At 68.6% G+C, this 17852-nt stretch carries 13 protein-coding genes and 2 pseudogenes; 8 read left to right on the forward strand and 7 right to left on the reverse strand.

The window, feature by feature from the left end:
• The 7 genes and pseudogenes from mmsA to ACAM58_RS05420 all read left to right on the forward strand — a co-directional run bounded on the left by mmsA (position 1) and on the right by ACAM58_RS05420 (position 9215).
• Entirely contained in the window at positions 1 to 1569 is a 1569-nt protein-coding gene (mmsA, locus tag ACAM58_RS05390; protein ID WP_369664230.1) for a multiple monosaccharide ABC transporter ATP-binding protein, read from the forward strand.
• A complete protein-coding gene (mmsB, locus tag ACAM58_RS05395; RefSeq protein WP_018903592.1) occupies positions 1556 to 2770 on the forward strand; it encodes a multiple monosaccharide ABC transporter permease in 1215 nt (404 codons plus the stop codon). The genes mmsA and mmsB overlap by 14 nt, the downstream gene beginning before the upstream one ends.
• An 8-nt stretch (positions 2771 to 2778) precedes the next feature.
• Positions 2779 to 4299: a sugar ABC transporter ATP-binding protein gene (locus ACAM58_RS05400; RefSeq protein ID WP_028253963.1), complete on the forward strand. Its 1521-nt coding sequence runs from the start codon at positions 2779 to 2781 to the stop codon at positions 4297 to 4299.
• A gap of 145 nt (positions 4300 to 4444) precedes the next feature.
• The gene (locus tag ACAM58_RS05405; protein WP_028254138.1) at positions 4445 to 5479 is read left to right on the forward strand and encodes an ABC transporter permease; all 1035 of its coding nucleotides are present in this window, start codon (positions 4445 to 4447) and stop codon (positions 5477 to 5479) included.
• Complete coding sequence (gene yjfF / locus ACAM58_RS05410; RefSeq protein WP_012746199.1) at positions 5476 to 6504, forward strand: galactofuranose ABC transporter, permease protein YjfF; 1029 nt, start codon at positions 5476 to 5478, stop codon at positions 6502 to 6504. The genes ACAM58_RS05405 and yjfF overlap by 4 nt, the downstream gene beginning before the upstream one ends.
• 36 nt (positions 6505 to 6540) lie before the next feature.
• Positions 6541 to 8292 (forward strand): IlvD/Edd family dehydratase, encoded by a 1752-nt coding sequence (locus ACAM58_RS05415; protein ID WP_028253965.1) that lies wholly within the window; start codon positions 6541 to 6543, stop codon positions 8290 to 8292.
• A 6-nt stretch (positions 8293 to 8298) separates the two neighbouring features.
• Positions 8299 to 9215 (forward strand): annotated as a pseudogene (locus ACAM58_RS05420) (dihydrodipicolinate synthase family protein).
• Between the two features lie 52 nt (positions 9216 to 9267).
• On the opposite strand, the pseudogene ACAM58_RS05425 reads toward ACAM58_RS05420, so the two are convergent.
• A pseudogene (locus ACAM58_RS05425) lies at positions 9268 to 10134 on the reverse strand (LysR family transcriptional regulator); the annotation flags it as partial.
• Between the two features lie 120 nt (positions 10135 to 10254).
• Here ACAM58_RS05425 and ACAM58_RS05430 point away from each other — a divergent pair.
• The gene (locus tag ACAM58_RS05430) at positions 10255 to 11034 is read left to right on the forward strand and encodes an SDR family NAD(P)-dependent oxidoreductase (protein ID WP_028253967.1); all 780 of its coding nucleotides are present in this window, start codon (positions 10255 to 10257) and stop codon (positions 11032 to 11034) included.
• Between the two features lie 25 nt (positions 11035 to 11059).
• Here ACAM58_RS05430 and ACAM58_RS05435 read toward each other — a convergent pair whose 3' ends face one another.
• The 6 genes from ACAM58_RS05435 to ACAM58_RS05460 form a co-directional block, all read right to left on the reverse strand.
• Positions 11060 to 11314 (reverse strand): hypothetical protein, encoded by a 255-nt coding sequence (locus tag ACAM58_RS05435; protein ID WP_018903584.1) that lies wholly within the window; start codon positions 11312 to 11314, stop codon positions 11060 to 11062.
• A 172-nt stretch (positions 11315 to 11486) separates the two neighbouring features.
• Positions 11487 to 11996: a hypothetical protein gene (locus ACAM58_RS05440; RefSeq protein ID WP_028253968.1), complete on the reverse strand. Its 510-nt coding sequence runs from the start codon at positions 11994 to 11996 to the stop codon at positions 11487 to 11489.
• 80 nt (positions 11997 to 12076) lie between these two features.
• The gene (locus tag ACAM58_RS05445; protein WP_028253969.1) at positions 12077 to 12493 is read right to left on the reverse strand and encodes a hypothetical protein; all 417 of its coding nucleotides are present in this window, start codon (positions 12491 to 12493) and stop codon (positions 12077 to 12079) included.
• Positions 12494 to 12663: 170 nt separating this feature from the next.
• A complete protein-coding gene (cphA, locus tag ACAM58_RS05450) occupies positions 12664 to 15231 on the reverse strand; it encodes a cyanophycin synthetase (RefSeq protein WP_018903581.1) in 2568 nt (855 codons plus the stop codon).
• 16 nt (positions 15232 to 15247) lie between these two features.
• Positions 15248 to 17494, reverse strand: coding sequence for a cyanophycin synthetase (gene cphA / locus ACAM58_RS05455; RefSeq protein ID WP_012746208.1), 2247 nt, complete (start codon positions 17492 to 17494; stop codon positions 15248 to 15250).
• 190 nt (positions 17495 to 17684) lie between these two features.
• A complete protein-coding gene (locus ACAM58_RS05460; RefSeq protein ID WP_268969206.1) occupies positions 17685 to 17816 on the reverse strand; it encodes a hypothetical protein in 132 nt (43 codons plus the stop codon).
• Positions 17817 to 17852 lie beyond the last annotated feature (36 nt).

Raw genomic sequence — 17852 nt, forward strand, 5'->3', positions numbered from 1 at the left:
ATGGCAGCAGCAGCAGCAGCGGACAGCCGCAGCATCCTCGAGATGCGCGGCATCACCAAGACATTTCCGGGCGTGAAGGCGCTCAGCGATGTCAACCTGGCGGTGCGCGCGGGCGAGATCCACGCGGTGGTCGGCGAGAACGGCGCGGGCAAGTCGACGCTCATGAAGGTGCTGAGCGGCGTCTACCCGTGCGACTCGTACACCGGGGAGATCCACTTCGAGGGCGAGCTGCGCCGCTTCAAGGGCATTGCCGACAGCGAGAAGCTCGGCATCATCATCATCCACCAGGAGCTGGCGCTGGTGCCGCTCCTGTCCATTGCCGAGAACATCTTCCTTGGCAACGAAATTGCGCGCGGCGGCGTGATCGACTGGTTCGCCGCCTATGCGAAGACGCGCGAGCTGCTCGCCAAGGTGGGCCTCAAGGAGCCGCCCACCACGCTCGTGACCGACCTGGGCGTGGGCAAGCAGCAGCTGGTGGAGATTGCGAAAGCACTGGCCAAGGAGGTCAAGCTGCTGATCCTCGACGAGCCCACGGCCAGCCTCAACGAGAACGACAGCGACGCGCTGCTGATGCTGCTGCTGGAGCTCAAGCGCCAGGGCATCGCGTCGATCCTGATCTCGCACAAGCTCAACGAGATTGCCAAGGTGGCCGACTCCATCACCGTGCTGCGCGACGGCGCCACGGTGGAGACCATGGACTGCCGCGGCCAGCCGATCAGCGAGGACCGCATCATCCGCGGCATGGTCGGGCGCGACATGGCGCACCGCTATCCGCAGCGCGATCCGAAGATCGGCGAGACGGTGTTCGAGGTGCGCGACTGGCGCGTGCACCATGCGCTGCATGCCGACCGCGAACAGATCAAGGGCGTGGACCTGCATGTGCGCAAGGGCGAGATCGTCGGCATCGCGGGCCTCATGGGCGCGGGCCGCACCGAGCTGGCGATGAGCGTGTTCGGCAAGTCCTACGGCCAGCGCATCAGCGGCACGGTGCTGATGCACGGCCAGCCGGTGGACGTGGGCACGGTGCGCAAGGCCATCGACCATGGCATTGCCTACGTCACCGAGGACCGCAAGGGCCTCGGGCTGGTGCTGGAGGAAAACATCCAGAAGAACGTGAGCCTGGCCAACCTGGAGGCGGTCTCCAGTTCGATGGTGATCGACGACGCGCGCGAATTCAAGGTGGCGAGCGACTACCGCCGGGCACTCAACATCCGTTCATCGGGCGTGGAGCAGCTGGTGGTGAACCTGTCGGGCGGCAACCAGCAGAAGGTGGTGCTCAGCAAATGGCTCTTCACCAAACCCGAACTCCTGATTCTCGACGAACCCACGCGCGGCATCGACGTGGGCGCCAAGTACGAGATCTACACCATCATCGACCAGCTCGCGAGCGAGGGCAAAGGTATTCTCATGATTTCTTCCGAACTGCCGGAACTGCTCGGCATGTGCGACCGCATCTACGTGATGAACGAGGGCCGCTTCGTGGCCGAATTTCCGGCCGCCGAGGCTTCGCAGGAGCGCATCATGCACGCCATCGTGAGCGCGGGGAGTTCCGTCCATGTCGCAGCCTGACGCCAACGCGGTGAACGCCGCCGTCCCCATCGCAGAGGCCGCCCCGAAGCTGCACGCCGGCTTCCTCAAGAACAACCTGCGCGAATACGGCATGCTGATCTCGCTGGTCGCGATCATGGTGCTGTTCCAGGTGCTGACCGACGGCACGCTGCTGCGGCCGCTGAACCTCACCAACCTGCTGCTGCAGAACAGCTACGTCGTCATCATGGCGCTGGGCATGCTGCTGGTGATCGTGGCGGGGCACATCGACCTGTCGGTGGGCTCGGTCTGCGGCTTCATCGGCGCGCTGGCGGCGGTGCTGATGGTGGAGTATGAATGGCACTTCGTGCCGACGGCCATCGTCAGCATTGCGGCGGGCGCGCTCATCGGCGCTGCGCAAGGCTGGTTCGTCGCGTTCCGCAAGATCCCGTCATTCATCGTCACGCTCGCGGGCATGCTGGTGTTCAAGGGGCTCACGCTGGCGCTGCTGGCGGGGCAGTCGGTGGGGCCGTTCCCGGTCGAGTTCCAGCGGCTGAGCTCGGGCTTCATTCCCGATCCGCTGGGCGGTGACACGTTGCGCACCACCTCGCTGGTGGTCGGCGCGCTGGCTGCCGCGGCGCTGGTGTTCTTCAAGCTGCGCGGGCGCGCCAAGCTCGCGGCGCACGGCATGGAGACGGAGCCGTATGTGTTCTTCCTGGTGAAGAACCTGTTCTTCGCGGCCATCATCCTGTTCTTCAGCTACCTGCTCTCGACCTACAAGGGCCTGCCCAACGTGCTGATCGTGATGGCGGTGCTGATCGTGGTGTACGACTTCGTCACCAACCGCACCACCATCGGCCGGCGCATCTATGCGCTGGGCGGCAACGAGAAGGCAGCGCGGCTGTCGGGCGTGAAGACGCAGCGGCTCGCCTTCCTGACCTTCGTCAACATGGGCGCGCTGGCCGCGCTCGCGGGCCTGGTGTTCGCGGCGCGGCTCAACACGGCCACGCCCAAGGCGGGCCTGGGCTTCGAACTCGACGTGATCGCGGCCTGCTTCATCGGCGGTGCCTCGGCCTCGGGCGGCGTGGGCCGGGTGATGGGCGCGGTGATCGGCGCCTTCATCATGGGCGTGATGAACAACGGCATGTCGATCCTGGGCATCGGCATCGACTACCAGCAGGTCATCAAGGGCCTGGTGCTGCTGGCGGCCGTGTTCATCGACGTCTACAACAAGAACAAGTAGGCGAGCGCATGAGCCAGAGCAGCACCAGCCCCGTGCTCGAACTGCGGGGCATCCACAAGCAGTTCGGCGGCATCCCGGTGCTGCGCGACGTGCAGCTGAAGCTCTACCCCGGCGAGATCCATGCGCTCATGGGGCAGAACGGCGCGGGCAAGTCGACGCTCATCAAGGTGCTCACGGGGGTTCTTCCGTCGAGCGGTGGCGAGATGCACCTGGACGGACAACCCATTCATCCCGCCTCGCCGCTGGAGGCGCAGAAGCTCGGCATCAGCACGGTCTACCAGGAGGTCAACCTGTGCCCGAACCTTTCGGTGGCCGAGAACGTGTTTGCGGGCCGCTATCCGCGCTGCGGCGCGGCGCAGGGTTTTCGCATCGACTGGGCGGCGGTGAACCGGCGCGCCGAAGAGCTGCTGGCGCGCATCGGCCTGGACATCGACGTGAGCCGGCTGCTGTCGAGCTATTCGGTCGCGGTGCAGCAGATGGTGGCCATTGCGCGCTCGCTGGGCGTGTCGTCGAAGGTGCTGATCCTCGACGAGCCGACCTCGAGCCTGGACGACGACGAGGTCGAGAAGCTGTTCGAGGTGCTGCGGCGCCTGCGCAGCGAAGGTCTCGCGATCGTCTTCGTGACGCACTTCTTCAACCAGATGTATGCGGTGTCGGACCGCATCACGGTGCTGCGCAACGGCAACTGGGTGGGCGAGTGGCGCGCCGCGGACCTCGGCCCGCAGGCACTGATTGCCGCGATGCTGGGGCGCGAGCTGGCGGCGCAGTCAGCCCGGCCGGCGGCGCTGCCGGCCTTCGATGAAGCGGCGCCCGCCCTGCTGCAGGCCGAGGGCCTGGGCCAGGCGGGCCAGCTGCAGGCCACCGACCTGCGCGTACGCGCTGGCGAGGTGGTCGGCATCGCGGGCCTCTTGGGCGCGGGCCGCACCGAGCTGGCGCGCCTCCTGTTCGGGCTCGAAGCGCCCGACCGCGGCGTGCTGAGCATCGATGGCCGCTCCGTCAGCTTCTCGAACCCTGCCGACGCGATCCGCGAAGGGCTCGCACTGTGCCCCGAAGAGCGCAAGACCGACGGCATCGTGGCCGAGCTCTCGGTGCGCGAGAACATCGCGCTGGCGCTGCAGGCGCGCCTGGGCGTGCGGCGCTTCCTGTCGCGCGCCGAGCAGACGGCGATCGCGGAGCGCTTTGTCGCGTCGCTGGGCATCAAGACCGCGAGCGTGGAAACCCCCATCGGCCTGCTCTCGGGCGGCAACCAGCAAAAAGCCATGATCGCGCGCTGGCTCGCGACCGAGCCGCGCCTGTTGATCCTCGACGAGCCCACGCGCGGCATCGACGTGGCGGCCAAGCAGGAGATCATGGAAGAGATCCTGCGGCTCGCGAAGGCGGGCATGGCGGTGATCTTCATCTCGTCGGAGATGAGCGAGGTGGTGCGTGTCGCGCATCGCATCGTGGTGCTGCGCGACCGGCAGAAGGTGGGCGAACTCCCAGGTGGTTCGACCGAGGACGAGGTCTACGAAATGATTGCCGCAGCATGACGCCTTCTTTGTTTTTCTCCCTCCCCTCCCGGGGGAGGGCAGGGGTGGGGGCACAGCGGCCTTCCGTTGAGCGCTGCCGCATTGCTGGCGCCGCCTGCCCCCATCCCAGCCTTCCCCCGGAAGGGGAAGGAGCAAGGCGGAACACATGACACGCCTCTCCTCCTTCATGAGCCACCGCCTCGCCTGGCCCATCGTCACGCTGCTTCTGCTGCTCGCGGTCAACACCGCGTTCAACGCCAGCTTCCTGCACCTCGAATGGCGCGACGGCCATCTGTACGGCAGCCTGGTCGACATCCTCAACCGCGCGGCGCCGCTGGTGCTGGTGTCGCTGGGCATGACGCTGGTGATTGCCACGCGCGGCATCGACATCTCGGTGGGCGCGGTCGTGGCCATTGCGGCGGCCGTCGCGGCCTGGATGATCGGCGGCTCGGTGGCGAGCGACGTGAGCCGGTTCCCGATGCCGCTTGCGATCCTCGCGGCCCTGGGCGTTGCACTGCTCTGCGGCCTCTGGAACGGAATGCTGGTGGCCAAGGTCGGCATGCAGCCGATCATTGCCACGCTGATCCTCATGGTGGCGGGCCGCGGCGTTGCGCAGCTCATCGCCGACGGGCAGATCATCACCATCTACTACAAGCCCTTCTTCTTCCTCGGCAGCGGCTACCTGCTGGGCCTGCCGTTCTCGCTGTTCATCGTGGCCGCGGTGTTCGTGCTGCTCTACCTGGCCATCACGCGCACGGCGCTCGGGCTCTTCATCCAGGCGGTGGGCATCAACCCGACGGCCGCGCGCGTGGCCGGCGTGCAGGCGCGCAGGCTCGTCGTGGGCGCCTATGCGTTCTGCGGGCTGTGCGCGGGCGTGGCGGGCCTTTTGATCAGCTCCAATGTCAAGAGCGCGGACGGCAACAACGCCGGCCAGCTGCTGGAGCTCGACGCGATCCTGGCCGTGACCTTGGGCGGCACCGCGCTCACGGGCGGACGCTTCAGCCTCATGGGCAGCGTGATCGGCGCGCTCATCATCCAGACGCTGACCTATGCAATCTATTCGCTGGGCGTGCCGCCGGAGATCAACCTCGTCGTGAAGGCGGTGGTGGTGTTCGCGGTGATGCTGCTGCAATCGCCGGAGTTCCGGGCACAAGTGCGCACGCTGGTGCAGCGGCCGGTGCATGAGGGGGAACGGGCATGAGCGCGGTGATCGAAGCGGCACCCTCACCCCAGCCCTCTCCCGCGAGCGGAAGAGGGGGCAGGGCAGGGTTCAATCCCAAGTATTTGCCGCTGGCCGCAACCATCTCGCTCTTCGTGCTGGTGGCCACGCTGGGCTCGGTGTTCTACGACGGCTTCTTCTCGGCGCAGGTGTTCCTCAACCTGCTGATCGACAACGCCTTCCTGATCGTCGTGGCCGTGGGCATGACCTTCGTGATTCTTTCGGGCGGCATCGACCTGTCGGTGGGCTCGGTGATCGCGCTCACCACGATGGTGTCGGCCTCGCTGGTCGAGAAGCACGGCTGGAGCCCGGCGGTGGTCATTCCGCTGGTGCTGGCCATGGGCACGGCCTTCGGCGCGTTCATGGGACTGCTCATCGAGCGCTTCAGGCTGCAGCCCTTCATCGTCACGCTCGCGGGCATGTTCCTGGCGCGCGGGCTTTGCTACCTGATCAGCATCGACTCCATCAGCATCACCAACGCCTTCTATGCCGAGGTCTCGCAGATCCGCATTCCGGTCTGGGGCGAGGCTTCGCTGTCGATCAGCGCGGTGATCGCCATCGGCGTGCTGCTGGCGGCGGTGTTCATTGCGCACTGCACGCCCTTCGGCCGCGCGGTGTATGCCATTGGCGGCAGCGAGCAGTCGGCCCTGCTGATGGGCCTGCCGGTGCGCTCCACCATCATCGGCGTCTACACGCTGTCGGGCTTCTGCTCGGCGCTCGCGGGCGTGATCTTCACCTTCTACATGCTCTCGGGCTACGGCCTGCATGCGCTGGGCTTGGAGCTCGATGCGATTGCGGCGGTGGTGATCGGCGGCACGCTGCTCACGGGCGGCGTCGGCTATGTGGCGGGCACGCTGTTCGGCGTGCTGATGCTCGGGATCATCCAGACGCTGATCTCCTTCGACGGCACGCTGAGCTCGTGGTGGACGCGCATCGTGGTGGGTGCGCTGCTCTTCGTGTTCTGCCTGCTGCAGCGCTTCTTCACTTCGCGTGCGCCACGGCGCTGACGCTTTTTTTCTTTCTCGCTTTCAGGAAACTTCCGCATGCCGGACAACACCCCCAAGAAGAAGCTGCGCTCGACCGAATGGTTCGGCTCGGCCGACAAGAACGGCTTCATGTACCGCAGCTGGATGAAGAACCAGGGCATACCGGACCACGAGTTCGACGGCCGGCCGATCATCGGCATCTGCAACACCTGGTCGGAGCTCACGCCCTGCAATGCGCACTTCCGCAAGATCGCCGAGCATGTGAAGCGCGGCATCTCGGAGGCGGGCGGCTTTCCGGTCGAGTTTCCGGTGTTCTCCAATGGCGAATCGAACCTGCGGCCCACCGCCATGCTCACGCGCAACCTTGCGAGCATGGACGTCGAAGAGGCCATCCGCGGCAACCCGGTCGATGCGGTGGTGCTGCTCACGGGCTGCGACAAGACCACGCCCGCATTGCTGATGGGCGCGGCCAGCTGCGACATCCCGGCCATCGTGGTCACGGGCGGACCGATGCTCAACGGCAAGCTCGACGGCAAGGACATCGGCTCGGGCACGGCCGTGTGGCAGTTGCACGAGTCGCTCAAGGCCGGCGAGATCAACCTGCACCAGTTCCTCTCGGCCGAAGGCGGCATGTCGCGTTCGGCCGGCACCTGCAACACCATGGGCACGGCCTCCACCATGGCCTGCATGGCCGAGGCGCTGGGCACTTCGCTGCCGCACAACGCGGCCATTCCCGCGGTCGACGCGCGGCGCTACGTGCTCGCGCAGATGTCGGGCATGCGCGCGGTCGAGATGGCGAAGGAGGGGCTCACGCTGTCGAAGATCCTCACGCGCGAGGCCTTCGAGAATGCCATTCGCGTCAATGCCGCCATCGGCGGGTCGACCAATGCGGTGATCCACCTGAAGGCCATTGCGGGGCGCATCGGCGTCGACCTGGAACTGGAAGACTGGACGCGCATCGGCAGCAACACGCCGACCATCGTCGACCTGTTGCCCTCGGGCCGCTTCCTGATGGAGGAGTTCTACTACGCGGGCGGCCTGCCCGCGGTGCTGCGGCGCCTGGGCGAGAACGGCCTCTTGCCGCACCCCGGCGCGCTCACCGTCAACGGCCAGTCGATCTGGGACAACGTGCGCGAGGCGCCGAGCCTCAACGACGAGGTGATCCGCCCGCTCGACAAGCCGCTGATCGCCGACGGCGGCATCCGCATCCTGCGCGGCAATTTGTCGCCGCGCGGCGCGGTGCTCAAGCCCTCGGCCGCATCGCCCGAACTGCTCAAGCACCGCGGCCGCGCAGTGGTGTTCGAGAACCTGGAGCACTACAAGGAGCGCATCGTCGACGAGAGCCTCGAGATCGACGCCAGCTCGGTGATGGTGATGAAGAACTGCGGCCCCAAGGGCTACCCTGGCATGGCCGAGGTCGGCAACATGGGCCTGCCGCCCAAGCTGCTGCGGCAGGGCGTGAAGGACATGGTGCGCATCTCGGATGCACGCATGAGCGGCACGGCCTACGGCACGGTGGTGCTGCACGTCGCGCCCGAGGCGGCTGACGGCGGACCGCTTGCGGCGGTGCGCGACGGCGACTGGATCGAGCTCGACTGCGATGCGGGCCGCCTGCACCTGGACATCAGCGACGAAGAGCTGGCCGCGCGCCTGGCTTCGCTCAGCAGTGCCGACGCGCAGCCCATGAGCACGCGCGGCGGCGGCTACCAGAAGCTCTACGTCAACCACGTGCTGCAGGCCGACGAAGGCTGCGACTTCGATTTTCTGGTGGGCTGCAGAGGCTCCGCCGTTCCCCGTCATTCACACTGATCCACCATGACCCCCAGATACCGCGGCATCTTCCCGGTGGTGCCGACCACCTTCACCGAACAGGGCGCGCTCGACCTCGAGAGCCAGAAGCGCTGCGTCGACTTCATGATCGACGCGGGCTCGGACGGCCTGTGCATCCTGGCCAACTTCTCCGAGCAGTTCGTGCTGTCCGACGACGAGCGCGAGGTGCTCACGCGCACGGTGCTCGAGCATGTGGCGGGCCGCGTGCCGGTGATCGTCACCACCACGCACTACAGCACCCGCATCTGCGCCGAGCGCAGCCGGCGCGCGCAGGACATGGGCGCCGCCATGCTGATGGTGATGCCGCCCTACCACGGCGCCACCTTCCGCGTGCCCGAGCCGCAGATCTTCGAGTTCTACGCCGGCCTGTCCGATGCGGTGAACATCCCGATCATGATCCAGGACGCGCCCGCGAGCGGCACGCTGCTGTCGGCGGCCTTTCTCGCGCGCATGGCTCGCGAGATCGAGCACGTCGCCTACTTCAAGATCGAAACGGCCGGTGCCGCGTCGAAGCTGCGCGAGCTGATCCGCCTGGGCGGCGATGCGGTCGAAGGCCCGTGGGACGGCGAAGAGGCCATCACGCTGATGCCCGACCTCGATGCCGGCGCCACCGGCTCGATGACCGGCGGCGGCTATCCCGACGGCATCCGCCCGATCATCGAGGCGCACCGCGCGGGCGACCGCGACAAGGCCTTCGCCTCTACCAGCAGTGGCTGCCGCTCATCAACTACGAGAACCGCCAGGCGGGCCTCCTGGCCTGCAAGTCGCTCATGAAGGAGGGCGGCGTGATCGCTTGCGAGGCGCCGCGCCATCCGCTGCCGGCGATGCACCCCGAGACGCGCGCCGGCCTGATCGAGACGGCGAAGCGGCTCGACCCGATGGTGCTGCGCTGGGGGCGTTGACAGTGGCGCCGCGCCCCTTGACGAAGTAGGGCGCGACGATCTCGGTCAGCCAGTCCATCACGGCCAGCACGCGCGGTGCGAGCTGGCGCCGGTTGGCATAGAGCAGCGAAACCGGCATCGGGCGCGCGCTGAACTCCGGCATCACCTGCACCAGCCCGCCCGCGGCCAGGCTCGCTTCCAGGCCCGCGAACGGCGCCTGGATCAGGCCCAGGCCGGCCCGCGCGGCCGCCTGGTAGGCGTCGGTGCCGTTCACCGTGACGGTCGCCGCCACGGGCCATGTCCTGTACACGCCATCGGCGGGGTCGAGGTACTCCCAGCCTGCGTCGCTGGAGGCGAGCGTCTGCGCGAAATGAACGACCTGGTGCTGCGCCAGGTCGTCGAGCGTGCGGGGCGTGCCGTGCGCGCGCAGGTAGCCGGGGCTCGCCGCATTGGCCATGCGCAGTGCACCGAGCGGCCGCGCGACGAGTTCCGAATCCCCGAGCATGCCCACGCGCAGCACGCAGTCGAAGCCTTCGTGCACCAGGTCGACACGGCGGTCCGAGGTGCTGATGCCGACTTCGAGCGCGGGATGCCGCGCGAGGAATTCGGGCAGGCGCGGAATGACGAGGTCGCGCGCGATGGCGTTCGGCAGGTCGACGCGCAGCCGACCCGTGAGGCCGCCGGCGTGCGAACGGAACATGGTGGCGAGCTGCTCGCCCTCGGCCAGGTAGTCCTTGCAGCGGTCGAGGAAGCGCGCCCCGTCCTCGGTGAGCCGCACGCTGCGCGTGGTGCGCTGCAGCAGCCGCGTGCCCAGCCGCTCCTCGAGCTGCTGCACGGCCACCGAGACGCGCGCGCGGGTCAGGCCGAGCTGGTCCGCAGCACGGCTGAAGCTCGCGAGCTCGGCCACCCTCGAGAAGATGCGCAATTCATCGGTGTTCATGGCCGAGGATTGTTTCCTTTTTGGTTGACAGTGTGCGCAGTTTCCCGGAATTTATCTTTCTGACGGTAATTTTTAAAGTCCACCCATCGACTCATCGATCAACCCACCAAGGACTTTGAAATGACAGCTTCCACAACCGCCAACCCCTTGCGCATCGCACTCGTCACCGGCGGCAGCCGCGGCCTCGGCCGCAGCGCCGCGCTGGCGCTCGCCGCCGATGGCGTCGACGTGATCCTCACCTACGTGTCGAACGACGCCAGCGCGCAGGCGGTGGTGGCGCAGATCGAGGCGAAGGGGCGCCGCGCCGTCGCCCTCAGGCTCGATGTCGGGGACAGCACGACCTTCGCCGCATTCGCGGATTCGGTGAAGGCGGCGCTGGCTGCCACCTGGCAGCGCGAGCGCTTCGACTTCCTGGTGAACAACGCCGGCGTGGGCCTGCACGCGAACTTCGAGGACACGACGGAAGCCCAGTTCGACATGCTCTTCAACGTGCACTTGAAGGGGCCGTACTTCCTCACGCAGAAGCTGCTGCCGCTCATCAACGACGGCGGACGCATCGTCAACGTATCGTCGGGGCTCACCCGGTTCTCGATCGCCGGTGCATCCGCCTATGCCGCGATGAAGGGCGGCGTGGAAACGCTCACACGCTACCTCGCGAAGGAACTCGGCGCGCGCGGCATTGCGGCCAACACGATCGCGCCGGGTGCGATCGAAACCGACTTCAGTGGAGGCATGGTGCGCGACAACCCGCAGGTGAACGCGATGGTGGCCGGTTTCACCGCGCTCGGACGCGCGGGCCAGCCCGACGATATCGGCGGAGTGATCGCGCTCTTGTTGGGGGAGGGCAGTCGCTGGGTGAATGCCCAGCGCATCGAAGCTTCCGGAGGGATGCTGGTCTGAGCGCGCAGCCCCGGCCGCTTGGGGCTCAGCTCTTCTCGAGCTCGCTCACTTGCAGGGACAGGTCGAACAGCTTCGACTTGCTCGCGTAGTAGCGGTCGAGCCGCCATTCCTTCAGGATGTCCATGGCGAGCTCGAAGCTCTTGTAGTCGAGGCTGTAGAGCGTGACCAGCTCGAAGCTGCGTTCGGATTCGAGCGCCAACACGAGCTGCGCCAGGATTTTGGACGACTCGTTGGCCGGGTCCGTTTCTATGAATCGGCGAGCGACCTTGATGGCATTCATGGGATAGTGTTCCTCGGTAGGCAGAGACCGAGAACTATAGCTAGCACGCCCTCGTGCTTTATGACAGTCGTGTGACATGCGAAGGTCATTGCCCTTGACGGGCATGGCGCATGCATCCACCGCCGCCCGGTGCGGGCGGCGGGGACGCCGCTGGATCGCGTGCTTCAGCGCTTCAGCGCATCGGTGCCGGCATGGGAGCCGGCATCGGCGCCGGCTCCATCGGCGCGATGGGCGCAATGGCCGGCGGCGGGACCCGCGAAGGCGCGGGCATCGGCGCCGGCATCGCGGCGGCGGGTGCCGGCATGACGACGGTGGTGACCGATTCGCGGATCACGCCGCCGCCCATCACGCTGCCATCCACATTGCCGCGGGTGTTGCCGCTGCCGCCCATCACGCGGGCCTCGCAGTCGGCGCGGTCGGCCGGTGGCTGGAGCCCGCAGCGCGCGAGGGCGTTGCGCTGGTAGTCGGGCGCGCTGGTCAGGCCGCCGCGTGCGGCTTCCTGGCGTGCGGCGCCGGCCTCGCGGATGCAGGCCGCGCGGTCCTGCTGGTTGTGGCCGCAGACCGCGAGTTCCTGCTGGTAGGTGGAATCGCCGCGGCGCGGCTGGGCCGAGGCCGAGGTGGCGGCGGCCAGGCCGCCCACGGCAATCAGGGCGGCAATCATCGAACGGGTGGTGCTGTTCATGGGGTGCTCCTTGGAGTGACCTGAAACATGAAACTGTTGGACAAGTCGGGCCGCGCCGGGTTCCTTGCGGCCCCTGCCGGTCAGCGCGCGGGTGCGGCCGGCTGTACCGGCTGTGCCGGCAGCGGTGTCACTGTTTCGCGGATGACGCCGCCGCCCATCACGCTGCCTTCGGTGCTGGTGCGTGCGCCGCCCTGCAGGCGCGCCTCGCAGTCGGCGCGGTCGGCCGCGGGCTGTTCGCGGCAGCGCGCCATGGCATTGGCGTCGTAGCGGCCGGGGCTCGCGCTCGTGAGGCCGTTGCGGCCCGCTTCCTGGCGCGCGGCGCCGGCTTCGCGCAGGCAGGCCGCGCGGTCCTGCTGCACGCCGTCGCAGGTGGCGCGCTCCTGCTGCGCACGTGCGGCCGTGCCGGGCGCCTGCGCTTGTGATGCGCCGGAAAAAAGCAGGCCGCTTGCTGCAAGAAGCGCGGCAGCACAAAGGGTGGAACGAACTGTTGTTGTCATCGGGTGCTCCTGGTTGAGGCGCGCCCTCCGAAAGCGCGACCGGACACGCAGTGTGGTCCGGTGCAGGCCGTGCGGGGTGTGGGACGGCACAGACAGCAGCCCCGGCCGGACTCGCCCTTGCGTGTGGGACGTGTCCGGCATGGGCCGGCGCGCGGCCGGCCCGGTGCGGGTCAGCCCGCCGCGATGCGCTGCGCCAGGTGCGCGAGCGCTTCCTCGACCTGGTCGACCAGGATCAGCGACAGGTCGCCCGGCTGCAGCCGCGCAAGCGCGGTGTCGATGGCGACGAACTCGCCGCGGATCTCGTCGATGTAGCGCGTGCGCGCCGCGCCCTGCAGGCCCTGGCGCAGCAGCGCCATCACCTCGCCGTCGGCACGGCCGCGCTGGGCCGCGTCCTGGTAGAGGATCACGTCGTCGAAGGCCTGGCCGAGGATGGCGGTCTGGTCGCGGATGTCGGAATCGCGCCGGTCGCCCGCGCCGCTGATCACCACCGAGCGCTTGTTGGCCGGCATGGTGTCCACGGCCGAGACCAGCGCGCGCATGGCGTCGGTGTTGTGGCCGTAGTCGGCGATCACGGTGGCGCCGCGGTAGTCCATGACGTTGAAGCGCCCCGGCACGCCGGCCGCGTCGTTCAGGAAGCTCGCGAGGCCGCTGCGGATGGTGTCCCAGTCCAGGCCCACGGCCCATGCGGCGGCCACGGCCGCCATCACGTTGTCGACCTGGAAGCCGATGGTGCCGCCGCGCGTGATGGGCACGTCGCGCAGCGCGATGCGCTCGCGCCAGGAGCCTTCGGCCGCGACCAGCGTGTCCTGGTCGACGTAGACGGTGCGCTTGCCCTGCGCGCGGTGCGTGGCCATCACGGGGTGCTGGCGGTCGGCGGTGAAGAAGATCACGTGGCCCGGGCAGCCGGCGGCCATGGCGGCGACGTTGACGTCGGCGGCATTGAGCACCGCGTAGCCGTCGGGCGCGACGTTGCGCACGATCACGCGCTTGAGCACCGCGAGGTCTTCGACGGTGGTGATGTAGTTCAGGCCCAGGTGGTCGCCGCTGCCGATGTTGGTGACCACGGCCACCTGGCAGCGGTCGAAGCCGAGGCCTTCGCGCAGCACGCCGCCGCGCGCCACTTCGAACACGGCCGCATCCACGTCGGGGTGCATGAGCACGTTGCGCGCGCTCTTGGGGCCGCTGCAGTCGCCGCTGTCGGTCTGGCGGCCGTCGACGTACACGCCGTCGGTGTTGGTCATGCCGGTGCGCAGGCCGCTGGATGCGAGCAGGTGGTTGATGAGGCGCGCCGTGGTGGTCTTGCCGTTGGTGCCGGTCACGGCCACCACCGGAATGCGGCCGTCGTCGCCATGCGCGAACAGCGTGTCCATGACGGCTTCGCCCACCGCGCGGCCGCGGCCGAACGAGGGCGAGATGTGCATGCGCAGGCCGGGCGCGGCATTGACCTCGACCACGCCGCCGTGCTGTTCCTCGAGCGGGCGCAGCACGTTCTCGCAGACCATGTCGACGCCGCAGATGTGCAGGCCGACCATCTGCGCCGCATCGACCGCGCGCGCGGCCACTTCGGGGTGCACGGTGTCGGTCACGTCGGTGGCGGTGCCGCCGGTGGACAGGTTGGCATTGTTGCGCAGTACCACGCGCTGGCCGCGCGCGGGCACGCTGTCGGGCATGAGGCCCTGGGCCTCGAGGCGGCCGATGGCGATGTCGTCCAGGCGGATCTTGGTGAGCGAGGTGGCATGGCCTTCGCCGCGCCGCGGGTCGAGGTTCACGGCGTCGATCAGCTGGCGCACGGTGGCGCTGCCGTCGCCGATCACGTGCGGCGGATCGCGCCGCGCGGCGGCCACCAGGCGGTCGCCCACCACCAGCAGGCGGAAGTCGAAGCCCGGCAGGAATTTCTCGACCATGACCTCGCCATAGGCGGCGGCCGAATCGTAGGCGGCGGTGAGCTGCTCCTGGGTCGTGATGTTGACCGTGACGCCCTTGCCCTGGTTGCCGTCCTGCGGCTTCACCACCACGGGCAGGCCGATCTCCACGGCCGCGGCCCAGCCGTCCTGCGCATCCGAAACCGGGCGGCCCAGCGGCACCGGCACGCCGGCCGCGTTGAGCAACTGCTTGGTGAGTTCCTTGTCCTGCGCGATCGATTCGGCCACGCCGCTGGTGCTGTCGACCTCGGCCGCCTGGATGCGGCGCTGCTTGGAGCCCCAGCCGAACTGCACCAGGCTGCCGCTGGTGAGCCGGCGGTAGGGAATGCCGCGCGCCACGGCGGCATCGACGATGGAGCCGGTGCTCGGGCCCAGGCGCTCGGACTCGTCGAGGTCGCGCAGCTCGGTGATGGCGGCGGCGGCGTCGAAGGCGGTGTCGGCCTGCGCGGCCGCGATCAGCTGTTCGGCCAGTTCGATGGCGCGCCGGCCCACGGCCTCTTCGCTGTACTGGAACACGACCTGGTAGACGCCTTCTTCCACCGTGGGCGAGGTGTGGCCGAAGTTGACCGCGCAGCCGGCCTGGGCCTGCAGCGCCACGGCGGCGTTCTCGAGCACGTGCGCCAGGGCCATCGGCTGGCCCAGCACCATCGGATGCAGCTCGCCGATGTGGGGGAACAGCGCGCGCAGGCGTGCTTCGAAGCCCGGCAGGCGGCTGATGGCGTTCTCGTCGCCTTCGCAGGCAACCACCGCTTCGATGGCGGTGTGGCGGCTCCAGAGGTTGGGGCCGCGCAAGGCGCGGATACGGGTGACTTTCATGGGGCGGCGGTGCGCTTCAGGCGAGTTGCAGTTGGGGGGACGAAAGCGGCTGTGTCTGCGAAAGCTGCAGCGAGGCCAGCGCCGCCTGCAGGTCGGCCTCGAAGGCCTCGACGCCGGCGCCGATGAGGTTCAGCGGAATGCCCAGCGCCCAGGCCGCGGCCACCGCGGCCAGCACGCTCTCCAGGCTCACGCCCGCGTGCGTGGCGCGCCAGACGGTCAGGCGGCCGAGGCCGGGCAGGAAGGATTCGCTGCTGCCGTTGGCCAGCACCACGCGGTCCTGCCGCACCAGCACGGCCTTGCCGCCGGCGGCCTGGTGCGCGGTGAGCGCGGCAGCCTGCGGGTCGGCCGCATAGAGAATGACGGCGCCGTCGCACAGCGGGGCCAGGCCCGCCACGCGCGGATCGCCCGCGTTGAGCACCGCGGTGCCTTCGCCCAGCACCACGTCGACCTGCGTGCGCAGCACCTTGACCATCTGGTCGCTCTCGGTGATGTCGTAGTCGGCCAGCGCCTCGGCGCCTTCGAGGTCGGTCACGATGCCGAGCTCGCAGCGGTCGTAGGCCAGGCCGTCGCGCAGGATGGTCTCGGCGCCGTTCTCGATCACCACGGCTTCCACCGCGCGGTTCACCAGCAGGCGGCGGCCGGCTTCCCAGTTGGCGCTGTCGCGCGCATCGACGCGGCGGCGCTCCAGGAACAGGCCGTCGCGGCAGGCCAGGCCCGTGTGGCGCCCGCCCAGGTTGATGAGCCAGGCGACCAGGCGCGCGAGCACCGCGGTGTCGCGCGAGCCGGCCACGCCGATCACGGGGATGCGGCCCGGCGCATCGCCCGGGAACAGGTGGTCGCAGATCGCGCGGCCCACCGGGCGCGGCGAGCCGACGGCCGGCTTCAGGTGCATCAAGAGGCCGGGGCCGGCATTCACTTCGACGATGGCGCCGCGCTGCGGGCCGAGCGGCTTGCCGATGTCCAGTGCCACCAGGTCGATGCCCGCGATGTCCAGGCCCACCACGCGTGCGGCCAGCACGGCGGCATGCGCGACTTCAGGATGGACCTGGTCGGTGCAGTCGTTGGCCATGTTGCCGTTGCGCTGGATCGTAACCACGCGGCCGGCCGCCGGCACCGAGGCGCCGTCGAGCTCCTGGCGCTTGAGTTCGAGCTGCAGCTTGGCGTCGGTGTCCAGCACGATCAGGTCGAGCGGGTATTCCTCTTCGGCGCCGCGGCGCGGATCGCTGTTGAGCTGCTTGTCGATCAGCTCGGCCACGGTGCTCTTGCCGTCGCCGGTCACGGTGATGATCTCGCCGCGCGCGGCCGCCACCACCTCGCCGCCCACCACCAGCAGGCGGTGTTCGTGGCCGCGGATGAAGCGCTCGACCATCACGTCGCTGCCTTCGGGCTCGGCCACCGCGAAGGCGGCCATGACTTCGTCGCGCGTGGTCAGCTCGAGCGACACGCCGCGGCCGTGGTTGGCGTCCGAGGGCTTCACGACCACCGGCAGGCCGATGTCCTCGGCCGCTTCCCAGGCTTCCTCGGCGCTGGCCACCACCTGGCCCTCGGGCACCGGCACGCCGCAGCTCGCGAGCAGCGACTTGGTCAGCTCCTTGTCGCTCGCGATCGATTCGCCGATGGCGCTGGTGTAGTCGGTCTCGGCGGTCCAGATACGCTGCTGGTTGGCGCCATAGCCCAGCTGCACCAGGTTGCCGCTGTTGAGCCGGATGTGCGGAATGCCGCGGTCGGTGGCGGCGGACACGATGGCCGCGGTGCTCGGGCCCAGGTAGCAGTCCTCGACCTTGGCCTTGACCGCATCGACCGCCTTCTGCACGTCGTCTGCGGTGAAGGGATCGTTGTTGATCGCCGCCATCAGCAGGCGGTGGCCCTGGGCCAGCGCCACGCGGGCCACCTGCTCGTCGCGCGCGCGGAACACCATGCGGTAGACGCCGTGCTCCGAGGTGCTGCGGGTCTGCCCGAAGCCGGTCGGCATGCCGGCCAGGTTCAGCAGCTCGATCACCACGTGCTCCAGCACGTGGCCCGACCAGGTGCCTTCGGTCAGCCGCTGGATGAAGCCGCCGCGCTCGCCCACGCCGCAGTGGTGCTCGATGAGCGCCGGCAGCAGCGCCGTGAGCCGGTCGGTAAAGCCGTCGATCTTGTTGGAGGGGTAGTCCTCCAGCTGGCCCAGGTCGAGCCAGACTTCCAGCACGGGCCGGTAGGTCCAGAGGTTCGGACCGCGCAAATAGTTGATGCGCAGCAGGCGGATGTCGTCGAAACGGGTCATGCAAACGTTCGATGTGCTTTGGCCGAGCACCGCGGCGCCTTCAAGCGCGCCCATGGCAATCGGTCAGAATCGGCGCCCGACAAAGGACGCCATGGCGCGGTCCCTGCGGCCCGCGACGGGCAAGAGTCAAAGAAACACAATGCAACATCACGATCCAGTCGGCACCCGGGAGGGCGAAATCGAGGCGGCCTCAGACGCGCTGAAAAGCCGGCTCGCAGCCGCGGAAAACGTTCTGGTCACACTGCCGGTTGACCTTGACGATGAACTTCTGTTTACCTTTGGGCTCGTGGCCCTCACCGACCGGCGGCTGCTGGCGCTGCAACCGGATGGCCAGTGGTGTGAGTGGACACTATCAGAT

This window comes from Variovorax sp. V116 (assembly GCF_041154435.1).
Classification (GTDB): domain Bacteria; phylum Pseudomonadota; class Gammaproteobacteria; order Burkholderiales; family Burkholderiaceae_C; genus Variovorax; species Variovorax paradoxus.